Source organism: Sneathiella chinensis (assembly GCF_012720115.1).
Lineage (GTDB): Bacteria > Pseudomonadota > Alphaproteobacteria > Sneathiellales > Sneathiellaceae > Sneathiella > Sneathiella chinensis.
The window spans coordinates 703,781-722,780 of the sequence record NZ_VNWN01000004.1 but is presented as its reverse complement, the minus strand read 5'-3'; the positions used below and the strand labels follow the sequence as shown (position 1 = coordinate 722,780).

Here is a 19,000-nt window from a genome sequence, read left to right as displayed (position 1 = left end):
AGACGGCTTTTTTACGGACCTGTCAATTGGTGCCCACAGGACAGGTTCGGCCCGCCTTCTTCAAACGGGCGCACCGCCGCGCCCCTTTCAAGGGGCCGCTGCCCCCCCTGACAGCAACCGGGATCAGTAATCACATTCCACATCCCCAAGCTCCACATAGACACTTTTCACCTGTGTGAAATGGTCCAGCGTCTCGCGGCAATTTTCCCGGCCAATCCCCGATTGCCTGATCCCGCCGAAAGGAACACCCGCAGGGGTCAGATTGTAGTTGTTGATCCAGCAACTACCGGCCTGCAGGCGCGCCACGACCCGGTGGGCCAGCGTCAGGTTCTGGGTAAAAACCCCGGCGGCCAGCCCGAACTCGGTTGCGTTTGCGCGCTCAACCACCTCTTCCTCCTCGCGGAAGGTCAGGACCGACATGACCGGCCCGAAGATTTCCTCTTTACAGATGCGCATGTCATCCTGACAGGCATCAAAAATCGCCGGGGACACGAAGTTCCCGTCCTCAAACCCCGGAACATTTACAGGCTCGCCGCCCGTGACAAGATAGGCCCCTTCCTCAATCCCGAGGCGGACATATTCCAGAACCCGATCCCGGTGCGCCTTGCTGATCAATGGCCCCACACGGGTTGTCGGGTCCATGGGGTCCCCGATGGTCATGGCCTCTGTCCGGGCTTTCAGCAGGGCCATGAAATCCGCGTGTAAATCCTCGTGCACGAAAACTCGCGTTCCGTTGGAGCAAACCTCGCCCATGCTGTAGAAATTGGCATTCATGGCGGCGGAGACGGCATTACTCAATTGGGCATCACTGAAAATGATGAGCGGCGATTTCCCACCAAGTTCCAGCGTTGCCTGTTTCAGACCGGCCGCAGCATCCCCGAACACCTTGCGCCCGGTGGGAACCGATCCGGTAAAGGAAATCTTGTTCACCCCCGGATGGGACGCCAGAAGATGCCCCGTCTCGCTCCGGCCATGCACCACATTGAAGACCCCGTCCGGCAATCCTGCCTGCTGGTAAATCTCGGCCAGTTTCATGGCATTGGTGGGCGTCAGTTCTGACGGCTTGAAAATCATGGCATTGCCGGTAGCCAGTGCCGGCGCTGATTTCCACGCTGCGATCTGAAGCGGATAGTTCCACGCCCCGATCCCGACACAAACGCCAAGCGGCTCCCGGCGGGTATAGGCAAAGGCCGTACTGCCAAGATCCAGATGATCCCCCTTGATATCCGCCGCAAGCCCGCCATAAAATTCCAGCGCATCAATGGCACTGTCCACATCGGCAAACGGGGTTTCTGAAATGGGCTTTCCCGTATCCCTCACCTCGGTTTCGGCCAGTTCGTCTCGGCGCTCCCGCATGAGGGCCGCGGCCCGCAGCAACACCCGTCCCCGTGCCATCCCCGGCAAGGCCGACCATTCCCGAAATCCTGCTTGTGCAGCGACAACGGCGGCATCGACATCGCGCTTGTCGGCCTCATGAACCATCGCCAGCACCTCGCCCGTGGCGGGGTTGATATTTGCAAACCGGTCCTGCGACGCAGAGGGCGTGGCCCGTCCCCCGATAAAAAGCGGCAGCTCAGGTGTTGAGGTCATGATCTTTCCTTTGGCAGAACCCATACATGCGGCCATTCCGATTGCCCCTTTGCATCACCAAAAGGCACAATCCGGCCAGATTGAACAGGACCCTAACGGGGAATGGCGACAGAAACTGTCGGGGGGGCGACATTCTCTAGGCCCATTTCGCCACGGGTAGAAGAATTCGCCCCCCTGGAGGAAAGGGTAAGACCCTAGAAAGAAGGATATTGCGCCTCACCGAATTCGGCGGTGATGGACAGGCCGCTATCGTCAAAGGAATAGGTTGTTTCGTTATCATTCATGCGGGTTTCCAGCATCACCTTGCGGCCCCACAACTGATAGACATGCTCCAGTGTTTTTTCCGCGTATTTCGCCTCCAACTCGCGGCCATCGAATTCATGGGTCAGCAGCAGGGTCCGGGCCCCGTCTACATCCCCGTCCGTAACCGCAATCCGGGGTATCCCGCCCAAGCCCACAGACTGGATCAACATATCCCGCACGGACCGCCAGTTTTCCTCGTCCGCGACCTTGGATATGACCCAATCCCCATGCTGGGGCGCGGCCTCGAACAGGTCCAGCCGCTCCATGGTTTCGCGGTCCATGAACCGCCGGATAAAGGATGTGTCCCGATCCACTTCACGAATTTCGAACATTTTCTTGCGGATATCCGGTGTTTGCCGGTCCTCGCTGTGATTGCGCGCCTCGCCCAGTTCCTTTTCCTCGATCCGATCCCACAGGGCCAACCCGATATTATACGGATTGATATCGCCCGGAATGGGCCGAACCACCTGATTGTGCCGGACCAGAAATTCCATATGAATGTCAGACGGCAGATCAAGGCTGTTCATGATCTCGCGGTGCCAGTAACAGGCCCAGCCTTCATTGATGATCTTGGTCTCGATCTGCGGCTGGAAATAAAGGGCCTGTTCATGCACGATGGTCAGCAGGTCCTTCTCCCATTCCGTGAGGCGCGGATTGAAATCCCGAATGAACAACAGGATATTTTCCTCCGGCTCCAGCGGGAATTTGTGAATATCGGGATGCTCTGCCGCCGGCCCGTTTGCCGTTTTCTGTCCCAGCGCAACCCTGTCCCGCCGGTCACTTTCCGCCTCGGCCAGCAGGCGGTCGATCTGTTCGGCCCGCCCCAGACGCCGGATCGCCTGATTGCGACGACATTGCAGTGACAACGCGTGGGCCGCATCCAGCACACGTTCCACCCCGTCCTGCCCGATCGACGGGTCCTCAACATAGCTTCGGATGCGGTCCGCATGGGACTTGAACCGGGTAATGACGGTGCTGGCCTGCGTATGGTCAAAGGTAAAATTGTTACGGAAAAAGTCGTTATGCCCATACACATGGGCCATGGTCAGGATTTGCAGACACAGGGAATTGTCCCGCATCAGCCCGGCAATACACGGATCGCTGTTGATGACCATTTCATAAGGGATCCCCTGCACCCCATAATCATACAGGGTCTTCAGACGCTCAAACGACTTGCCATAGGACCAGTGTGGATAGTGGGAGGGCATACCACTATAGGTCATCATGCCCAGCATCTGCACATGATCGCAAATCTCGAATTCCTGCGGATAGCATTTCAGGCCAAATTCCTGAACCTTCTCATAAATCCGTGCTTCCCATTTCTGCAAATCGTCAAGTGTGTAGCTGCGACCCATTGTCTGCTTCCTCTGTTATCCGGTCGGATCGAAAATATTCCCCGTATAAGCCGGCGTCTGCTTGTCCCGAGACAGGAAGGCCTTGAATTTCGGCCAAACGTCGGCCTTCGACGAAATCCCCAGCGTCTCGAAATTGGGTTCATTGATTTCGTCAAAATATTTCAGCATGGGCGTCCCCCACGAGACACCGCCCGCCGGCTTGATTTCCCCATATCCGAACAGATTGCAGCACTGGCACAACTCCTGCGCCAGTTTCAGTGTCTTCGGGATATCCTCCTGAAAATTGTCGCCGTCCGAACAATGAAAGGCATACACATTCCAGAGGCTGGGGTCATACCGGCTTCGAATGATGTCCAGCGCCTTCTGATAGCCGGAGGAAATCATGGTGCCGCCGGATTCGCCGCGGTGAAAGAAATCATCCTCGTTCACCTCGCGGGCGCGGGTGTCATGGGCGATGAAGACCAGTTCCGTATGGCGGTATTTCAACCGGACAAACTGGTACAGCAGGAAAAAGAAACTGCGGGCCAGATATTTCTTCATCACATTCATGGACCCGGATGTATCCATGATACAGATCACCACCGCGTTACTTTCATAGCGGATATCCGGCTTGTGCCGGTGATATCGGAAATCCCGCTGGGAAAAGGGGAAGCGGGCCTCCTCCTGCTCGTCCGCTGGCACGGGCGGCGGCTCGGGGGTCAACGGGGCGGCATCCTGTTGCCGGGCCCGTTCAATCTTCTCATGCACAAAGCGTCGCTTGATCCGGTTCTTGGCCGTCTTTTTCTTGTCCAGATGGGCCCGAATGCCAACCTGCTTGGTCCCGCTGCGCTTGTGAGTATAGTCCGACTCGATCTGGCGCAGGGGTTTGCTTTCAAGGTCCGGCAGTTCCAGATCCTCGAACATGATTTCCACCAGTTCCTCAAGGGTGACATCTGTCTCGTAATAATCCTCGCCCGGCTGGTTCCCGGCCTTGCCATCCCCGCTTTTTCCCTGCTGGCGGGTCTTGCCGACAATCTGGCCCGGCTCGCTGTCCCCATTGCCCTGGGCCACCTGCGGATTGTTGGAACCATAAACGAACCGGTATTCCTTGATGCCGCGAATGGGGACCTTGACGATACTGTCCGGCCCCCGCCCGATGATGGACTGTTCGGAAATCACATCCGCAATATTACGCTTCAGCGCCTCGCGAAGTTTTTCGCGGTGCCGCTGGCGATCCCCCGAGGTGCGGTCGGATTGAAGACTGTCAGACGGGGAATAGGGACGAAAAACTGCGCCCATGGCTCCCTCCCTCCTAGTCCTTCCAAAGATGATTGGCCGCGTATTTCAGAACCACATCTGCGGAATACTCGTTATAGCCACGGTCCAGCATATTCTCGACCAGCGTTCCGAATTTCTCCTGCTGTTCCTCGTCGCGGGTCCGGGCCTTTGTAATGATCCGGCTGATATCCCGAACGGATTCCATCAGTTTCTTTTCGATCGCCTCTTTCAGCGGCTCGTAACTCTTGTAATTCACCTTCTTGCCGCGGCGGCCCACCGCCCAGAGATACGAAATCACCTCTTGCCGGAAACCGTCTACTGATGAGCCGATAATGGCGATCTGCTCCTCGATATTCTTGAGGAAGTTTTCGTCCGGCTGCATGTCATCCCGGGAATTCCGGTCCTTCAGGGTGGTTTTGTTCACATAGGCCTCGGCATGGTCCAGATAGTTCTGGAATAGTGTTTCCGCCTGCTCTTCATAGGCATAGACGAAGGCCTTGGTGATTTCCTTTTCCAGAATTTCCAGATACGCCTTGTGAATGGTGTCCTGCAGCAGTTCCAGATAATGCTTGCGCACATCGTCGGCAAATTCCGTATCCTTGACCATGCGGATCATCACATCCCGGATATGGATGGGGGTTATCCCCTCCGGGCTGTCGGTCAGGGCCGTATCAATCGCCTTCATGATAAATCTCGGGGAAATGCCGCTCATTCCTTCAAAGGTGGCATCCTCCTTCAACTCCTCAATATCGATCTTCTTGGTCCGTCCCTTTTCGATCACGTCTTCCCCGTTATAGAGACGCATTTTGGTCGTCACGTCACATTTGGCGGATTTCTCCAGCCGGCTCATGACCGCGAACATGGCGGCGATCTCAAGGGTATGCGGGGCGATATGGGACTTGAAACCGGACCGGCCCAGCATCTTCTCGTAAATCTTGACCTCTTCCTTCAGGCGCAGGTTATAGGGAACCTTTACCGTCACGATACGATCCAGAATGGCCTCGTTGGTATGATCGGCCTTGAACCGCCGCCATTCCGCCTCGTTGGAATGAGCAAGGATCACGCAGTCCACATAAATGGTCCCGTGCCGCCCCGGTGCCGGGACGAATTTTTCCTGTGTCGCCGTAATGATGGAATGCAGGTATTCGGTTTCATTCTTGAATACCTCGATAAACTCAACCAGTCCCCGGTTGCCCGCATTGAAGGCCCCGTTCAAGTCCAGAACCCGTGGGTCCCCTTCTGAATACTGGTCAAGTTTGGAAATATCCTCGGACCCGATCAGGACCGATGTGTCCTGATTGTTGGGGTCGACCGGCGGAACCACCGCAACCCCCCGCCGGTTAACAACGGAGAAGGTGGTTGTGCAGACGGGAAATTCTTCATACCGGCCATCGAACTCATGCTCCAGCCGATACCGGCAAACAGGGCAGAGTTCCCCTTCGATGGTGACTTCCAGCATTTCATTGAATTTCTCGCGCAAGGATCGCGGGATCAGGTGGAGGGGTTCTTCCCGGATTGGACAGCCCTCGATGGAATAGATGGGCGGTGCCTCGGCAAGGCGTTTCTTCAGCAATTCCGAAATGGAACTTTTACCGGCCCCCACCGGCCCCATCAGATAAAGAACCTGTCGGCTCTCCTCACCCTTCATCGCAGCGGCCTGAAAATACCGCACAATCTTTTCAAGGGCAGGTTCAATACCGAAGAATTCATCCTTGAAGAAATTATAGACCTTGGGCGGGTGGTCCCCCCAAAGTTTCAGGCTTCTGGCCCCGTCGTCAAGTTCGTCAACGGACGCCATACCGGCATCGGAAATAACCTTGTACATATGGTTGTGCGCCAGAGAATAAATCTCCGGGTTTTCCCGTACAAGTTCCAGGTAATCCAAAAACGTACCGCGCCAGGTCTGGTTTTTTCTTTCCGCCTGATCTTTTCGTATAATATCCTGGAAATCATCACGCTTTCTGGTCATCTATTTCACCCTAACTTGAAAATAGCCCTGCCTCATAACCTCTGAGAACTCCTTACTCTTCTACTTTGAAGGTGGGATATATAAGATAAAAATCAAGTAAAGCGAATAATGCCCCTCATTTGTTTTGAAAGCCTAATGAATTGATTCAAAAGGGATATTTAAATATTATAAAAATTATCAAATGAATTTGTCCCTCCGGGCGGGGGACATAGGGGGGGACTCAAAAGAAACGAGCCGCACCTGCAGATTGTACGGCTCGTCATATTTTCGGAATATATCCAGATGTAATCAACTGTTCCCCATCAGGGATTTCAGGGCTGCTCCGGCCTGTTCAAGCTGTGCAATATCGTGGGCAGCAGAAACCTGAAACCGCAAGCGGGCCTCACCTTCGGGGACAACGGGGAAACCAAACCCGGTCACGAATACGCCCTGTTCCAGCATGGCGTTGGCCAGATGGATGGCCCTTACCGTTTCGCCAACGATCACCGGGACAACCGCACTTTCACCGGCCAGAGGCTGAAGCCCAAGGTCTTTCAGGTAGCCCCGGAACCAGGCCGCCTTTTCCTGCAAGCCGGCCACCCGCTCCGGATGGGCCAACAGCAGGTCAAGAGACTTGACCCCAGCCGCAGCAACACAGGGCGGCAGGGCATTCGAAAACAGATGCGGACGGGATTGCTGGATCAGGGTTTCCGTCACCGCCCGGGGGCCCGCCACAAATCCGCCGGTTCCCGCCCCCAGCGCCTTGCCAAGGGTCCCTGTAAAAATATCGATCCGGTCCAGAACCCCGAAATGTTCCGCAGTACCGCGCCCGGTCTTTCCCAGAACCCCAAGGCCGTGGGAGTCATCCAGCACCACCAGCGCATCATACTGATCCGCCAGATCACACAGACGGTCCAGCGGTGCAATATCCCCTTCCATGGAAAAGACCCCATCGGTCACAATCATCCGGGAGGGGGCCTCCCGTGCCGCCTTCAGCTTTTCTTCCAGATCGACCAGATCCCCATGCGCATAGACCTGCCGGACAACCCCTTTCGCGGTCGCCCGAATGCCATCAATCAGGCTGGCATGGTTCAGGGCATCGGACAGGATAACATCACCGGGGCCGGTAATGGCCGGGAACAGTCCTGTATTGGCCGCCCAGCAGGACGAATAGGTCAGTGCCGCCTCCGTTCCGTGAAAAGAGGCCAGCGCCTCCTCCAACTCCCGGTGAACACTCTGTGTTCCGCAGATGAACCGGACCGACGCCGTACTGGCCCCGTAGGTATCCAGCGCCTGATGGGCGGCGGCGACAATCTCCGGGTGATTGGCAAAGCCAAGATAGTCGTTGGAGGATAAAAGCGTCACATCCCCCTTCCCTTCCAGATCGATATGGGAGCCAATGGCCCCCTTGATATACCGGAAGTGCTTGTAGGTGCCCTCGGCTTCTGCTGTTTCCAGCGCCGCCCCTAACCGTTTCAACAATGCCTTGCTCATGACGCTTTCCCCGCCTTCTCTATCTTCTCTATCTTCTTTGTCTTTTTGCCTGCAAAATCCAGAACAACCTTACCGCAGGCCCCTTCCTCCATCAGTCTGAACCCTGTCTCGAAGTCCTCTGCGGACAGAATATGGGTGACGACCGTATCGATCAGGTCCGGGTTTTTCAGCATGAAGGCCTCCACCTGATACCAGGTTTCAAACATCCGCCGCCCAGTGACACCCAGCAGACTGATCCCCTTCATGACCACCTTGACCCCAAGGTCCAGTTCAACCGGACCGCCCGGAATACCCAGCAACGCGACCACCGCACCCGGCGACGCAATTTCCAGCGCCGTATCCAGCGCCTTGCCGTTACCGCTTACCTCCAGCACCACATCGGGGCCCCGGCCCTGACAAATTTCCACGATACTGGATTTACAGTTTTCATCCCGCGGACTGACAACAAGGTCCAATCCCAGACTGGCGGCAATGGCGCCGCGGGCCTGATTGGGCTCCTGCAGGGAAACACTGCGCGCGCCATGGGCCTTGGCAATGGCCGCCGCAAACAGGCCAATGGGTCCACCGCCAACAATCAGCACATCGCGGGCGGTTACCCCCGCCGTCGTCACCATATGCATGGCGTTACCAACCGGATCGAACACGGCCGCATGATGATCCGGGATGGCATCCGGCACCTTCCACAGGTTCCCGGCCGGGATAATCACCTGCTCGGCGAAGGCGCCGGGCCGGTCCACCCCGATAATCTCGGTCTTTTCGCAGATATGGGCGTTGCCCGTTCGGCAATGGGCGCAAGCCCCGCAGGCAATATGGCATTCCGCCGAGACCCGCTCGCCAATGGTGAAGCCTTCCACATCCTCGCCAATTGCGCTGATCCGGCCAACGAATTCGTGCCCGATGGTCATGGGGGTTCTGATCCGGCCCGCCGACCACGCATCCCACTTGAAGATATGAAAATCGGTTCCGCAAATTCCGGCCATGACCACATCCACCATGACCATGCCCCGGCCCGGTGCAGGCAAGGGGGGCTGTTCTGAAAACCAGATACCGCGTTCTGGTTTGGCTTTGGCAATGGTGAACATGATGTTTTCCTCTGGAAAATGGAAAAATATCCGATATACTGGACTTAACGATTTGTACAATATATTGGATTTTTATCCCGTCAATAGGAAAAATGACTCAAAACGCCCTCACTCCGCCCTCTGTCGGCAAAACCATCAACCGCCTTCGCAAGGAAAAGCAACTGACGCTGGACCAGCTTGCGTCCTTATGCGGGGTTTCAAAATCCATGTTATCCCAGATAGAGCGGAACGAGACCAATCCCACCCTTGCCATTGTCTGGCGACTGGCGGAGGCCTTGGGTCAAACCATTGACGACCTGATCCGCGGCGAGGAAGCCGAGCACAGCCTGATCATCGAGGGCGGCTCCTCCATACCGGTTTTGCACGACCCGGACGGTCATTATACCCTGACGGTTCTGGGACCTGCCGAACTGGTAAACAATACGGAATGGTACCAGCTCAATATTGAACCGGGCGGCCGTGTCAATTCCCAGCCCCACGCCCCGCGCACCATGGAGCATTTGACCGTTCTGGACGGGGAATTATATGTTCTGAGCGGAGACGAATCAGGGATTGTCAAAAAGGGGGAAACCGCCCGATATGCTGCAGACCGCCCTCATTCCATCGAAAACAGATCGGGTGAGAATGCGCGGGCGCTTCTGGTCGTAATACTAGGGACCTAGACCATTCATTAATACGTCATAGGCCGCATAAAACCGCCATTCCCGTTTACATTTGATTAAGCAAATCCCCGTACCGTCGAGACGATTAAATAAATCCGCGTAACAGGGGAAACTCTATGTTTCGACAACTTGTAACTGCGAGTGTACTGGCCGCGTCCATCGCACTTGTCGGGAATGTACCAGGCGCCCATGCAACGACCGCAGCGCCCTCTACCACTCTTATTGACAACCAGATTATAAATGACATCCGGGAATGGCTTGGAAACCCGGTTGTTCCCCTTATCATTGAAGCACAGAACAAAAAATATTCCGCCCTTTCAGAAGCGGACATTGACAGGCTGGATAAACAGTGGCGCCAGGAAACCAAACAGGATGACCAGCCGCTGATCGCCAACATCCTCAGCAACCCGCTGTCGAACTACCTGACCCAAATTCAGGCAGGTTCCGGCGGTCTGTACACGGAAATGTTCGTAATGGACGCCAACGGCCTGAATGTGGGGCAAAGCGGGATCACGTCGGATTTCTGGCAGGGCGACGAAGCCAAGTTCCAGAAGACCTTTCCCAAGGGACACGGTGCCATCTTCATTGATGAAGCGGAATATAACGAGGCTACGGCCTCTTGGCGGGCACAGGTTAACCTGACCATTTCCGACACGAACAACCGCCCGATCGGTGCAATCACGGTGGAATATAACCTGACCGAACTTGCCCGGCGCAACGATGCCAACTGAACCCCTTTCCAAGGTAAAATGAAATGAATTTTCTGAACAATATGAAAATTGCCAGAAAACTGACTCTCGGGTTTTCAGTTCTGGTCATTGTCACCCTCATCATGGCGGTCTTCTCGTTTATCTCCCTGAAAGAGATCGACGATGCCGAACTTCGCAGCAGCGCGGCGCAAAAAACAGGGCAGGCCTATTTCGATTACAAACAGTCCTTCCTGAGCCAGCGTCAGGGACTGTATCACTATCTGCTGACCGGCGATCGTACAGGCCTTGTTCAGTATGAAGAGGCTGACAAAAAACTCACGGCCCAGTATCAGGTCCTGCTGGAACGGGTCAAGAGCAACGATGCCGCGACAGCACTGATCAAGAAACTCTCCGCCCACCATACAGAGTGGCAGGAGCGCTTCGCCACCGAACAGATCCGCCTGATGCGCAATTACCTGACCGTTAATCAGGCCCGCGCCATCGCCGCGTCCGGACAGCCGTCAGAGGTTGTCGCGAAATTCAATGGGGTGGCAACCATCATTGAAACCGAGCTCGCGAACATTTCCCGGCAAACGATGGAGCAAAAGCAGGCTGCAACAGCCAAGGTGACCACGACCATCATCGTTTCACTGGCCGCTCTGATCATCATTGCCGTCTTCTTCGGCTTTGCCCTGACCAAGGCTATCGCCGGCCCCATCGGTCGCATGACTGATCGCATGAGCGAACTTGCCAATGGCAAGCTTGATTTCGAAATCAGGGGCGCAACCCGCAAGGATGAAATTGGCGCCATGGCCCGTGCGGTCGAGATTTTCCGCGAAAACGCCATCGAGCAGCGCAACATGCAAGAGCGCGAAAAAGAAAAGCAGAAAGAAATGGAAGGCCTGATCGGTGACCTGAAACAGAAGGAAATCGAACAGCAGCAAATGCGCGAAAAAGAGCTGGAAGAGCAGCAGAGGGAACGGCAGCGTCATGACACCATGAACGGCCTGACCCATGACTTTGACGGCAAGATGTCACAAGGCCTGAACATTGTTCTGGAATCTGTCCGCGAGGTTGCGGCCTCTGCCGACACCATGTCCAACAACGCTACCGAAACCCGGCGTCTGTCCGACGAGGCCTCCCGGAATATCGGCGCGACCAACGAAAACATCAACTCTGTCTCTGCCGCCACAACGGAACTGACATCCTCCATCGAGGAAATCTCTCGCCAGATGGTACAGGCAGCCGATGTTTCAAGAACGGCCGTGAACGAGATCAATACCACCAACGAGCGGGTAACCGCCCTGAACGAAGCGGCCATCGCCATCGGTCAGGTGGTCGAGATTATCAGTGACATCGCCAACCAGACCAACCTGCTGGCCCTGAACGCCACCATTGAGTCCGCCCGGGCCGGTGAAGCCGGGAAAGGCTTTGCCGTGGTCGCCAACGAGGTGAAAAGCCTCGCCACCCAGACCAGCAAGGCAACCGAAGAAATCAGCAAGAAGATTACCGAGGTCCAGTCCGAAACCAAGGAAGCCGCCACAGCGGTGACCGGGGTTGGTGACATCATCAAGAAAATCGATGAACTGACCACCATTGTGGCCAGTGCCGTCGAGGAACAGGGTGCCGCCACCGGCGAAATTGCAAAGAACGTGGAAAATGCCGCTGACAGCGCCAATCAGGTAGCCCTGATGGTGCAGAAGGTTGCCCAGGCCGCCAGCGATACGCTGAACCGGGCGGACAACCAGAAAGAGGCGGTCAACCACCTCAACCGCAATAACGAGACCCTGCGGGACGATATCCGCACCTTCCTGGATAACGTCAAGGCGGTCTAGTTACAAACTATCCCATTAAAAAGCGCCGATACTTCCCTGTATCGGCGCTTTTTTTATGAGCGCAAACCACTCCTTCAGAACCACACACCCCGTCTACAGAACCAGAATGGCCCGGAAATCATTGACATTGGTGCGGGTGGGACCGGTCATCACAAGCCCGCCCAACCGCTGGAAAAACCCATAAGCATCATGACGGGCCAGATACTCTGCGGCCTCAAGGGACAGGCCCTTCGCCCGGGCCAGTGTTGCCGGACTATAGACGGCGCCGGCATTGTCTTCTGTGCCATCAATACCGTCCGTATCGGCGGCAAGCGCGTATATCGCATCCTCTCCCGCCATGGCCAGCGCAAAGGCCAGCAGGAATTCAGCATTCCGCCCGCCCCGGCCCGTGGAAGCCCCGGACGCTTTCACGGTCACGGTTGTTTCCCCGCCTGAAATCAGGACGGCGGGTCTTTGGGCCGGTTGTCCATGCTCCCGAACCTGCCGGGCAATGCCTGCCATGACACGGGCAACCTCGCGTGCCTCGCCTTCAATGCGGTCGCCCAGAATAACCGGCTCAATCCCTTGAGACCGGGCAAGATCAGCGGCGGCCTGCAAGGAGGCCTGCGGGGTGGCAATGACATGGGTCTCTGCCGCGGCAAAGGCCGGATGATCGGCCTTGGGCGGGATGGCGGCCTCGCTCTCCAGAAAGGCGGCAACCGACAGCGGCACATCAATGCCATAGCGGGCCAGAATGTCCCGCGCCTCCGCAACCGAGGTCAGGTCCGGCACCGTTGGTCCCGACGCAATGACCGACGGATCATCGCCCGGCACATCGGAAATCATCAGGGTCACGACACGGGCAGGCCACGCCGCGACCGCCAGACGGCCGCCTTTCAACGCAGACAGTTTCTTCCGCACCGTATTCATTTCGCCGATACTGGCACCCGACATCAGCAACGCCTTGTTGATTTTCTGCTTGTCCTGCAACGTGATCCCCGGCCCCGGCATGGCCAGCAGGGACGATCCCCCACCGGAGAAAAGACACAGCACAAGATCATCCGCATCCAGATCGGACACAAGGTCCAGAATGGCTTCTGCCGCCCGCGCCCCTTCCGCGTCCGGGACGGGATGCCCGGCCTCCACCAGACGGATATGCTCCAGCGGCTCCCCGTGGCCGTATCGGGTGATCACCAGCCCCTCCAGAGGTCCACGCCAATGATCCTCGACCACCTTGGCCATGGAAGCTGCCGCCTTGCCCGCCCCGATCACGATGGTCCGCCCCTTTGGAGCTGGCGGCAAATGGGCGGCCAGACACCGGGCGGGTGCTGCGGCCCTGACAGCCTCGTCAAAAAGGCCGCGCAGAAATTTTTCGGGATCAAGGGACATGCTGCCTCCGGAGTGCTTTTTGGCAAGTATAGAAAAGGCCCCGCCCTCACATCAAGGCCTCCGTCAGCATCCCACCACAAACCTGATCAGGTAAAACGGTTTGCCCGGTACGGCCATAAGGGAATGGGCGGCTCTGCCCCCATTAGCAGATCGCAGACCAGACGGGCGCTTGTCGGCCCCAATGTCAGGCCCAGATGCTGGTGCCCGAACGCATAAACAACATTCCCGTGCCGTGTTGACGGACTGATCACCGGCAGCGAATCCGGCAGCGACGGTCGATAACCCAGCCAGACGGATTGCTCATCCCCTGCGAGGGCCGGCAGCATTTTTCGGGCCAACGGAACCAGCTTGCGGACACGCCGGAAATCAGCCTCCCCTTCCAGACCGGCAAATTCCACCTGACTTCCCAGCCGGATCCCCATCTTCATGGGGGACAGCACAAAAGATTTCTCGCCGTAAACGACCGGGCGGGTCAACAGCCCCGCCGCCTGCTCCGGGAACATCAGATGATATCCGCGCTCGGTCTCAAGGGGGATCCGGTCCCCCAATTGGCGGGCCAGTCGTTCGGACCATGCCCCCGCTGCCAGAACGGCGGCCTCTGCCGTCAGGGTTCCAGCGGACCCGTTCAGGGTGACCTTGCCCGGCTTGGCTGTCAGGGACCTGATATCGGAAAGAATGATCTCGCCGCCCTCTTGGCGGAACGCCTCTGCCAGCCGCAGGACCATGTCCTCCGGGTTGATCACAAAACGGGCCTGCTTCTGGAAAATTCCCCGGCTGAAAAGCGGGGCAAGGTTAGGCTCCAGATCGTGAATTTCGGGAGCTGTCAGCACGTCAAAATCCGTTCCGACCTCTCGCATCAGCATCCGGGCCGCCACTGTGTCCCGAAAGCCTGCCTCGGTTTCATAAACCTTGAGCCAGCCCACGGGACGGATCAGGTCCTGCACCCCGGCATCCTGCGCCAGCTCTTCCCAATCCGCAGCGGCGGTATCGGTCAGGGCTTTCAGGCTGGTGGCATTGTGCCGAACCTTGTCTTTTCGCCCCTCCATCAGGAAGCGGAACAGCCACGGGGCGATCTCGGGCAGATACTTCCAGCGCAGCACCAGCGGCCCGGTAGGGTCCAGAAGCATCTTCGGCACCGTCTTCCAAAGGCCGGGCATGGCATTGGGAACACTGCTGCCATCCACCACCGCCCCGGAATTGCCAAAGGACGCGCCCGCGCAAGGCCCCTTTCGGTCGACAAGGCGAACCGACATTCCCTGCCGCTGCAAGGCATAGGCCGTGCAGACCCCGATAATCCCGGCGCCCACAACCACGACGTCACGACCTGTCCTACTGTTCAATCCCTTTTGCATCCGGGCTCGTCCCCCTGTACCCTTTTCCCTCCGGCGTTGCCCCTCACCCGTACCGGAGCCACGGGTAATTTTTCTCTTGGTGTTCGCCTCACACGACTGTAGCGTATTATATTGGGAAAATGAAATATGAACGAAAATCAACTACCGATAAAATACGACCTGTCCGATTTTCTGCACCGACCGATCGCCCTCAAGGTCTATGATCTGGTCGAGGAACGGGAAATCATTCCCCACCGCCATGAATGGGGACAGCTTGTCTATACGGTCCGGGGGGTCGTTCTCGCCTCAACAGATGAAGGCAGATGGCTGGTGCCCCCGGAACGGGTTCTCTGGATACCGGCCAATACGGATCACGGCATCTACAGCAACCGGGACGTGAAGTTTCTGGTTATCCATGTGGCCGCGGAAAAATGCGCCCGCATGCCGTCCACCTGCCGTGTGCTGCAGGTGAACCCGCTGCTCAAGGAACTCATTGCCTCCGCTGAAAACATCCCCCGGGACTATACCCCCGACACACCGGAAAGCCGCCTGATGGAGGTGATGTTCGATCAGGTCTGTATCGCCCGCTCAGCCCCGCTTCTGTTGCCCATGCCCTCGGATCAGCGATTGCGGAAGATCACCAATATCTTCATGAACAACCCGGCCGACCCCCGGACCCTTGCCGCTCTGGCGCAGGATATCGGTCTGAGCGAGCGCAATCTGGCCCGCCTGTTCAAGCGCGAAACCGGCCTGACCTTCGGTAAATGGCGACAACAGCACAGGTTGATGGTGGCCGTTGAATTGCTGGCCTCCGGTCAGTCGGTCACCAGCGTTGCCCTTGAAATGGGATATGACAGCATCAGCGCCTTCATTTCCATGTTCAAGCAAATGATGGGCGTCACCCCATCAAAATACTTTATAAACGAGAATTAAAATGTAAAATAAACTACTTTAAAACGAAAATACAACCGACAGCGGGAGGGTCAGAGATGTATGATTATATTGTCGTGGGTGGTGGGTCCGGGGGCTCGGTCGTTGCCAGCCGCCTGAGCGAGGACCCCAACATCAAGGTCTGCCTGCTGGAAGCCGGCGGCCCGGACAAAAGCATCCTGATCCACGCCCCCATGGGAACAGCCGCCATGCTGCCCCGCAAGATTAACAACTGGGCCTTTGAAACCGTCCCCCAGCCCGGCCTTAACAACCGCAAGGGCTATCAGCCACGGGGGAAAACGCTGGGCGGGTCCAGTTCCATCAACGCCATGCTGTATGTGCGGGGGCACCGCTGGGATTATGACCACTGGGCCAGTCTTGGCAATACCGGCTGGTCCTATGCGGATGTGCTGCCCTATTTCAAGAAGGCGGAAAACAACGAACGCGGTGCCGATGATTTCCACGGAACCGGCGGCCCGCTCAACGTGGCGGACCTGCGTTCCCCCATGAAGATTGGGGATGTGTTCATGAAGGCCGCGCGCGAATTGCAATTGCCCATGAACAAGGATTTCAACGGGGCCGAACAGGAAGGCGTGGGCTATTTCCAGACAACCCAGAAAAACGGAGAGCGATGCAGCGCCGCCAAGGGGTACCTGACCCCCAACCTTGACCGCCCCAATCTGGACATCCTTACCCACGCCACCGCCTCCCGCATCCTGTTCGAAGGCAAGAAAGCGGTCGGTGTGCAATATGTTCAGGACGGCCAGACAAAAACACTCAAGGCCCGGCAGGAAATCATTCTGTCAGGCGGTGCTTTTGCTACCCCGCAATTGCTGCTGCTGTCCGGGGTTGGTGCCCCCGAAAACATCACCCCGTTCGGCATCGATATGGTGCATGAACTGCCGGGGGTGGGCGAAAACCTTCAGGATCATATTGATTATGTTTCCGCCTATCGTTCCAGTTCCCGGGACAGCATGGGCATTTCCCTGTCCGGCGGTGTTGACCTGATCAAGGCCATTTTCGAGTGGCGCAAGCAGCGGACCGGGATGGTCACCACGACCTTCGCCGAAATCGGGGCCTTCCTCAAGACATCGAACGATATGGAAGTCCCCGACTACCAGCTTCACTTTGTCATCGGCATGCTGGACGACCATGCCCGCAAGACCAATCTGGGCTATGGGTTCAGTTGCCATTGCTGTGTCCTGCGCCCGAAAAGTCGGGGCACCGTGACCCTGAATTCCGCACGGGCCGAGGATGCACCGCGCATCGATCCCCGGTTCCTTGACAATGATGACGATGTCCAGACCCTGCTGACCGGGGTCAAGGAAATGGAACGCATCCTGCACGCCCTGGCCTTCGAAGGGGTGCGCGGCAAGCGCCTCTATCCGGTGGACCTTAATTCCGACGCGGCAATGATAGCGGAAATCCGCAACCGGGCCGATACGGTCTATCATCCGGTTGGCACCTGCAAGATGGGGACGGACGACATGGCTGTTGTCGATCCCCAGTTGAAAGTGCATGGGTTGGAGGGCCTGCGCATCGTCGATGCCTCGATCATGCCGACCCTCGTGGGCGGCAACACCAATGCCCCCACCATCATGATCGGTGAAAAGGCGGCGGACATGATCAAGGCCGACGCCAAGACCCCGGCTATCGCCTGACAGGGGGACGAGGCCGGATGATGGCAGGCCTCGCTTTCCTTTTGCCCTGCTTTCCTGATAGAGTTGCGGAACTTTCCACATGTCACATGCCTGGACGAACACCATGCTTCTGCAACTGTTTCTTGGATCCATCCTGATCATCATTTGTGTGATCAATCACGCCTTCTGTCTGGAATTCCTGTTGCGGCGGGTGAAGCGGTTTGGGGCGGTGTGGGAAGTACGCGCCCCGGCCTTCGGGCATGTGCTGATCATGATTGTGGTGGTTCTGGGCCTGTTCATGACCCACACGATTGAGGCCTGGATCTGGGCGTCCTTCTACCACATGGTCGGAGAGACAACGACCATGCATGACGCCATTTATTTTTCGACGGTGACCTTCACCACCCTCGGCTTCGGGGACATCACCCTGTCACCGGACTGGCAACTGACATCCGCATTGCAGGCCGTCAGCGGGATCATCCTGTTTGGGTGGAGCACCGCCTTCCTTGTCAATGTCCGGGGCCTGTTCTGGCGCAAACATGACGCCATCCATACCCCGTCCCATTCCGGGGAAAGCTGAGCCTATCACCCCATCCCCACCCCGCCTGTCATTGCGGACAGGCACAAAAAAACCCGCCTGAACAGGCGGGTTTTTCCGTTTCGCGAAGAAGGATCAATTAATCCTGCTCTTTCACAACATGCACAACACGCTGCGGGAACGGGATGGAAATACCTTCCTTGTCGAAGGCTTCCTTGAAGCTTTTCGTCAGGTGGAATTTCAGCGGCCAGTAGTCAGAGCCCTTACACCAGACGCGAACGGTGAAGTTGACGGAAGAATCCGCAAGTTCGGAAACCGCGATCATCGGGGCCGGGTCCTGTGCGGCACGATCATCCGCAGCGATCACGTTCTTCATGATGGCAATGGCCTTGTCCATGTCATCCTCGTAGGCAATGCCCATCAGCAGGTCTACACGACGGGTGGCGTGGTAGCTGAAATTCTTGATCGCACTGCCCCAGACGGCGCTGTTCGGCAGAATGATCTGGACATTGTCCGGCGTGGACAGTTCAGTTGTGAACAGGTTTACGGCAACAACCGTACCGCCATGACCCGCTGCCTCGACATACTGACCGACGCGAATGGGACGGAAGAACAGCAGCATGACACCGCCCGCCACATTGGACAATGTCCCCTGCAGTGCGAGGCCGATGGCCAGACCGGCGGCACCAAGAACCGCGATCAGGCTGGCAGTCTGAACGCCGAACTGGGCCAGAACCATCAGGACCGTCACGATCAGGATGGTGGCACGGATCAGGTTCCCCAGAAACTGTGTAACTGTCCGATCGACTTCCTTCTTGTCCAGAACCTTGGTCACCAGAAGCGGAACCTTCTTGGACACAAAATTACCAATCAGAAGGATGACAATCGCCCCGATCACATCCAACCCGTATGTTGTCACAATCGTGACAAGCTGGGCGATAATCTCCTCAATATATTTGGTATTCTCCATATTCAATA

Annotated in this window: 15 protein-coding genes; 6 read left to right on the top strand and 9 right to left on the bottom strand. The window is 57.0% G+C overall.

The window, feature by feature from the left end; genetic code table 11:
* Positions 1-123: 123 nt before the first annotated feature.
* The 6 genes from betB to tdh all read right to left on the bottom strand — a co-directional run bounded on the left by betB (position 124) and on the right by tdh (position 9,029).
* Positions 124-1,590, bottom strand: coding sequence for a betaine-aldehyde dehydrogenase (gene betB / locus FQB27_RS09930; protein WP_169560860.1), 1,467 nt, complete (start codon positions 1,588-1,590; stop codon positions 124-126).
* A 194-nt stretch (positions 1,591-1,784) separates the two neighbouring features.
* Entirely contained in the window at positions 1,785-3,248 is a 1,464-nt protein-coding gene (locus FQB27_RS09925) for a SpoVR family protein (protein ID WP_169560859.1), read from the bottom strand.
* 15 nt (positions 3,249-3,263) lie between these two features.
* The gene (locus tag FQB27_RS09920) at positions 3,264-4,526 is read right to left on the bottom strand and encodes a YeaH/YhbH family protein (RefSeq protein ID WP_169560858.1); all 1,263 of its coding nucleotides are present in this window, start codon (positions 4,524-4,526) and stop codon (positions 3,264-3,266) included.
* 13 nt (positions 4,527-4,539) lie between these two features.
* Complete coding sequence (locus FQB27_RS09915) at positions 4,540-6,474, bottom strand: serine protein kinase (protein WP_169560857.1); 1,935 nt, start codon at positions 6,472-6,474, stop codon at positions 4,540-4,542.
* Between the two features lie 288 nt (positions 6,475-6,762).
* Complete coding sequence (locus FQB27_RS09910) at positions 6,763-7,947, bottom strand: glycine C-acetyltransferase (RefSeq protein ID WP_169560856.1); 1,185 nt, start codon at positions 7,945-7,947, stop codon at positions 6,763-6,765.
* Entirely contained in the window at positions 7,944-9,029 is a 1,086-nt protein-coding gene (gene tdh / locus FQB27_RS09905; protein WP_169560855.1) for an L-threonine 3-dehydrogenase, read from the bottom strand. The genes FQB27_RS09910 and tdh overlap by 4 nt, the downstream gene beginning before the upstream one ends.
* Positions 9,030-9,121: 92 nt before the next feature.
* Between tdh and FQB27_RS09900 the strand changes: the two genes are divergently transcribed.
* The 3 genes from FQB27_RS09900 (at position 9,122) to FQB27_RS09890 (ending at position 12,215) form a co-directional block, all read left to right on the top strand.
* Positions 9,122-9,691 (top strand): helix-turn-helix domain-containing protein, encoded by a 570-nt coding sequence (locus FQB27_RS09900; RefSeq protein WP_169560854.1) that lies wholly within the window; start codon positions 9,122-9,124, stop codon positions 9,689-9,691.
* A gap of 116 nt (positions 9,692-9,807) precedes the next feature.
* Complete coding sequence (locus tag FQB27_RS09895) at positions 9,808-10,422, top strand: hypothetical protein (protein WP_206374503.1); 615 nt, start codon at positions 9,808-9,810, stop codon at positions 10,420-10,422.
* Between the two features lie 23 nt (positions 10,423-10,445).
* The gene (locus FQB27_RS09890; protein ID WP_169560853.1) at positions 10,446-12,215 is read left to right on the top strand and encodes a methyl-accepting chemotaxis protein; all 1,770 of its coding nucleotides are present in this window, start codon (positions 10,446-10,448) and stop codon (positions 12,213-12,215) included.
* A gap of 93 nt (positions 12,216-12,308) precedes the next feature.
* Here FQB27_RS09890 and FQB27_RS09885 read toward each other — a convergent pair whose 3' ends face one another.
* Positions 12,309-13,583: a glycerate kinase type-2 family protein gene (locus tag FQB27_RS09885; RefSeq protein WP_169560852.1), complete on the bottom strand. Its 1,275-nt coding sequence runs from the start codon at positions 13,581-13,583 to the stop codon at positions 12,309-12,311.
* A gap of 86 nt (positions 13,584-13,669) precedes the next feature.
* Complete coding sequence (locus FQB27_RS09880) at positions 13,670-14,923, bottom strand: NAD(P)/FAD-dependent oxidoreductase (protein ID WP_169560851.1); 1,254 nt, start codon at positions 14,921-14,923, stop codon at positions 13,670-13,672.
* 138 nt (positions 14,924-15,061) lie between these two features.
* Between FQB27_RS09880 and FQB27_RS09875 the strand changes: the two genes are divergently transcribed.
* The 3 genes from FQB27_RS09875 to FQB27_RS09865 all read left to right on the top strand — a co-directional run bounded on the left by FQB27_RS09875 (position 15,062) and on the right by FQB27_RS09865 (position 18,064).
* Positions 15,062-15,847 (top strand): AraC family transcriptional regulator, encoded by a 786-nt coding sequence (locus FQB27_RS09875; RefSeq protein ID WP_169560850.1) that lies wholly within the window; start codon positions 15,062-15,064, stop codon positions 15,845-15,847.
* Between the two features lie 56 nt (positions 15,848-15,903).
* Complete coding sequence (locus FQB27_RS09870; protein ID WP_169560849.1) at positions 15,904-17,505, top strand: GMC family oxidoreductase; 1,602 nt, start codon at positions 15,904-15,906, stop codon at positions 17,503-17,505.
* Between the two features lie 79 nt (positions 17,506-17,584).
* Positions 17,585-18,064 carry a potassium channel family protein gene (locus FQB27_RS09865; RefSeq protein ID WP_169560848.1) on the top strand — a complete coding sequence of 160 codons (480 nt, stop codon included), beginning with the start codon at positions 17,585-17,587 and terminating at the stop codon, positions 18,062-18,064.
* A 97-nt stretch (positions 18,065-18,161) separates the two neighbouring features.
* Here the strand turns inward: FQB27_RS09865 and FQB27_RS09860 are convergent, their stop codons facing one another.
* Positions 18,162-18,992 (bottom strand): mechanosensitive ion channel family protein, encoded by an 831-nt coding sequence (locus FQB27_RS09860; protein ID WP_169560847.1) that lies wholly within the window; start codon positions 18,990-18,992, stop codon positions 18,162-18,164.
* Between the last annotated feature and the right edge of the window lie 8 nt (positions 18,993-19,000).

Bases quoted from the DNA above. Each gene is read 5' to 3' on its own strand.
- FQB27_RS09890 (WP_169560853.1), top strand. From the start codon at position 10,446: ATGAATTTTCTGAACAATATGAAAATTGCCAGAAAACTGACTCTCGGG.
- FQB27_RS09920 (WP_169560858.1), bottom strand. From the start codon at position 4,526: ATGGGCGCAGTTTTTCGTCCCTATTCCCCGTCTGACAGTCTTCAATCC.
- betB (WP_169560860.1), bottom strand. From the start codon at position 1,590: ATGACCTCAACACCTGAGCTGCCGCTTTTTATCGGGGGACGGGCCACG.
- FQB27_RS09910 (WP_169560856.1), bottom strand. From the start codon at position 7,947: ATGAGCAAGGCATTGTTGAAACGGTTAGGGGCGGCGCTGGAAACAGCA.
- tdh (WP_169560855.1), bottom strand. From the start codon at position 9,029: ATGTTCACCATTGCCAAAGCCAAACCAGAACGCGGTATCTGGTTTTCA.
- FQB27_RS09915 (WP_169560857.1), bottom strand. From the start codon at position 6,474: ATGACCAGAAAGCGTGATGATTTCCAGGATATTATACGAAAAGATCAG.
- FQB27_RS09900 (WP_169560854.1), top strand. From the start codon at position 9,122: ATGACTCAAAACGCCCTCACTCCGCCCTCTGTCGGCAAAACCATCAAC.
- FQB27_RS09895 (WP_206374503.1), top strand. From the start codon at position 9,808: ATGTTTCGACAACTTGTAACTGCGAGTGTACTGGCCGCGTCCATCGCA.
- FQB27_RS09865 (WP_169560848.1), top strand. From the start codon at position 17,585: ATGTCACATGCCTGGACGAACACCATGCTTCTGCAACTGTTTCTTGGA.
- FQB27_RS09860 (WP_169560847.1), bottom strand. From the start codon at position 18,992: ATGGAGAATACCAAATATATTGAGGAGATTATCGCCCAGCTTGTCACG.
- FQB27_RS09885 (WP_169560852.1), bottom strand. From the start codon at position 13,583: ATGTCCCTTGATCCCGAAAAATTTCTGCGCGGCCTTTTTGACGAGGCT.
- FQB27_RS09925 (WP_169560859.1), bottom strand. From the start codon at position 3,248: ATGGGTCGCAGCTACACACTTGACGATTTGCAGAAATGGGAAGCACGG.
- FQB27_RS09870 (WP_169560849.1), top strand. From the start codon at position 15,904: ATGTATGATTATATTGTCGTGGGTGGTGGGTCCGGGGGCTCGGTCGTT.
- FQB27_RS09875 (WP_169560850.1), top strand. From the start codon at position 15,062: ATGAACGAAAATCAACTACCGATAAAATACGACCTGTCCGATTTTCTG.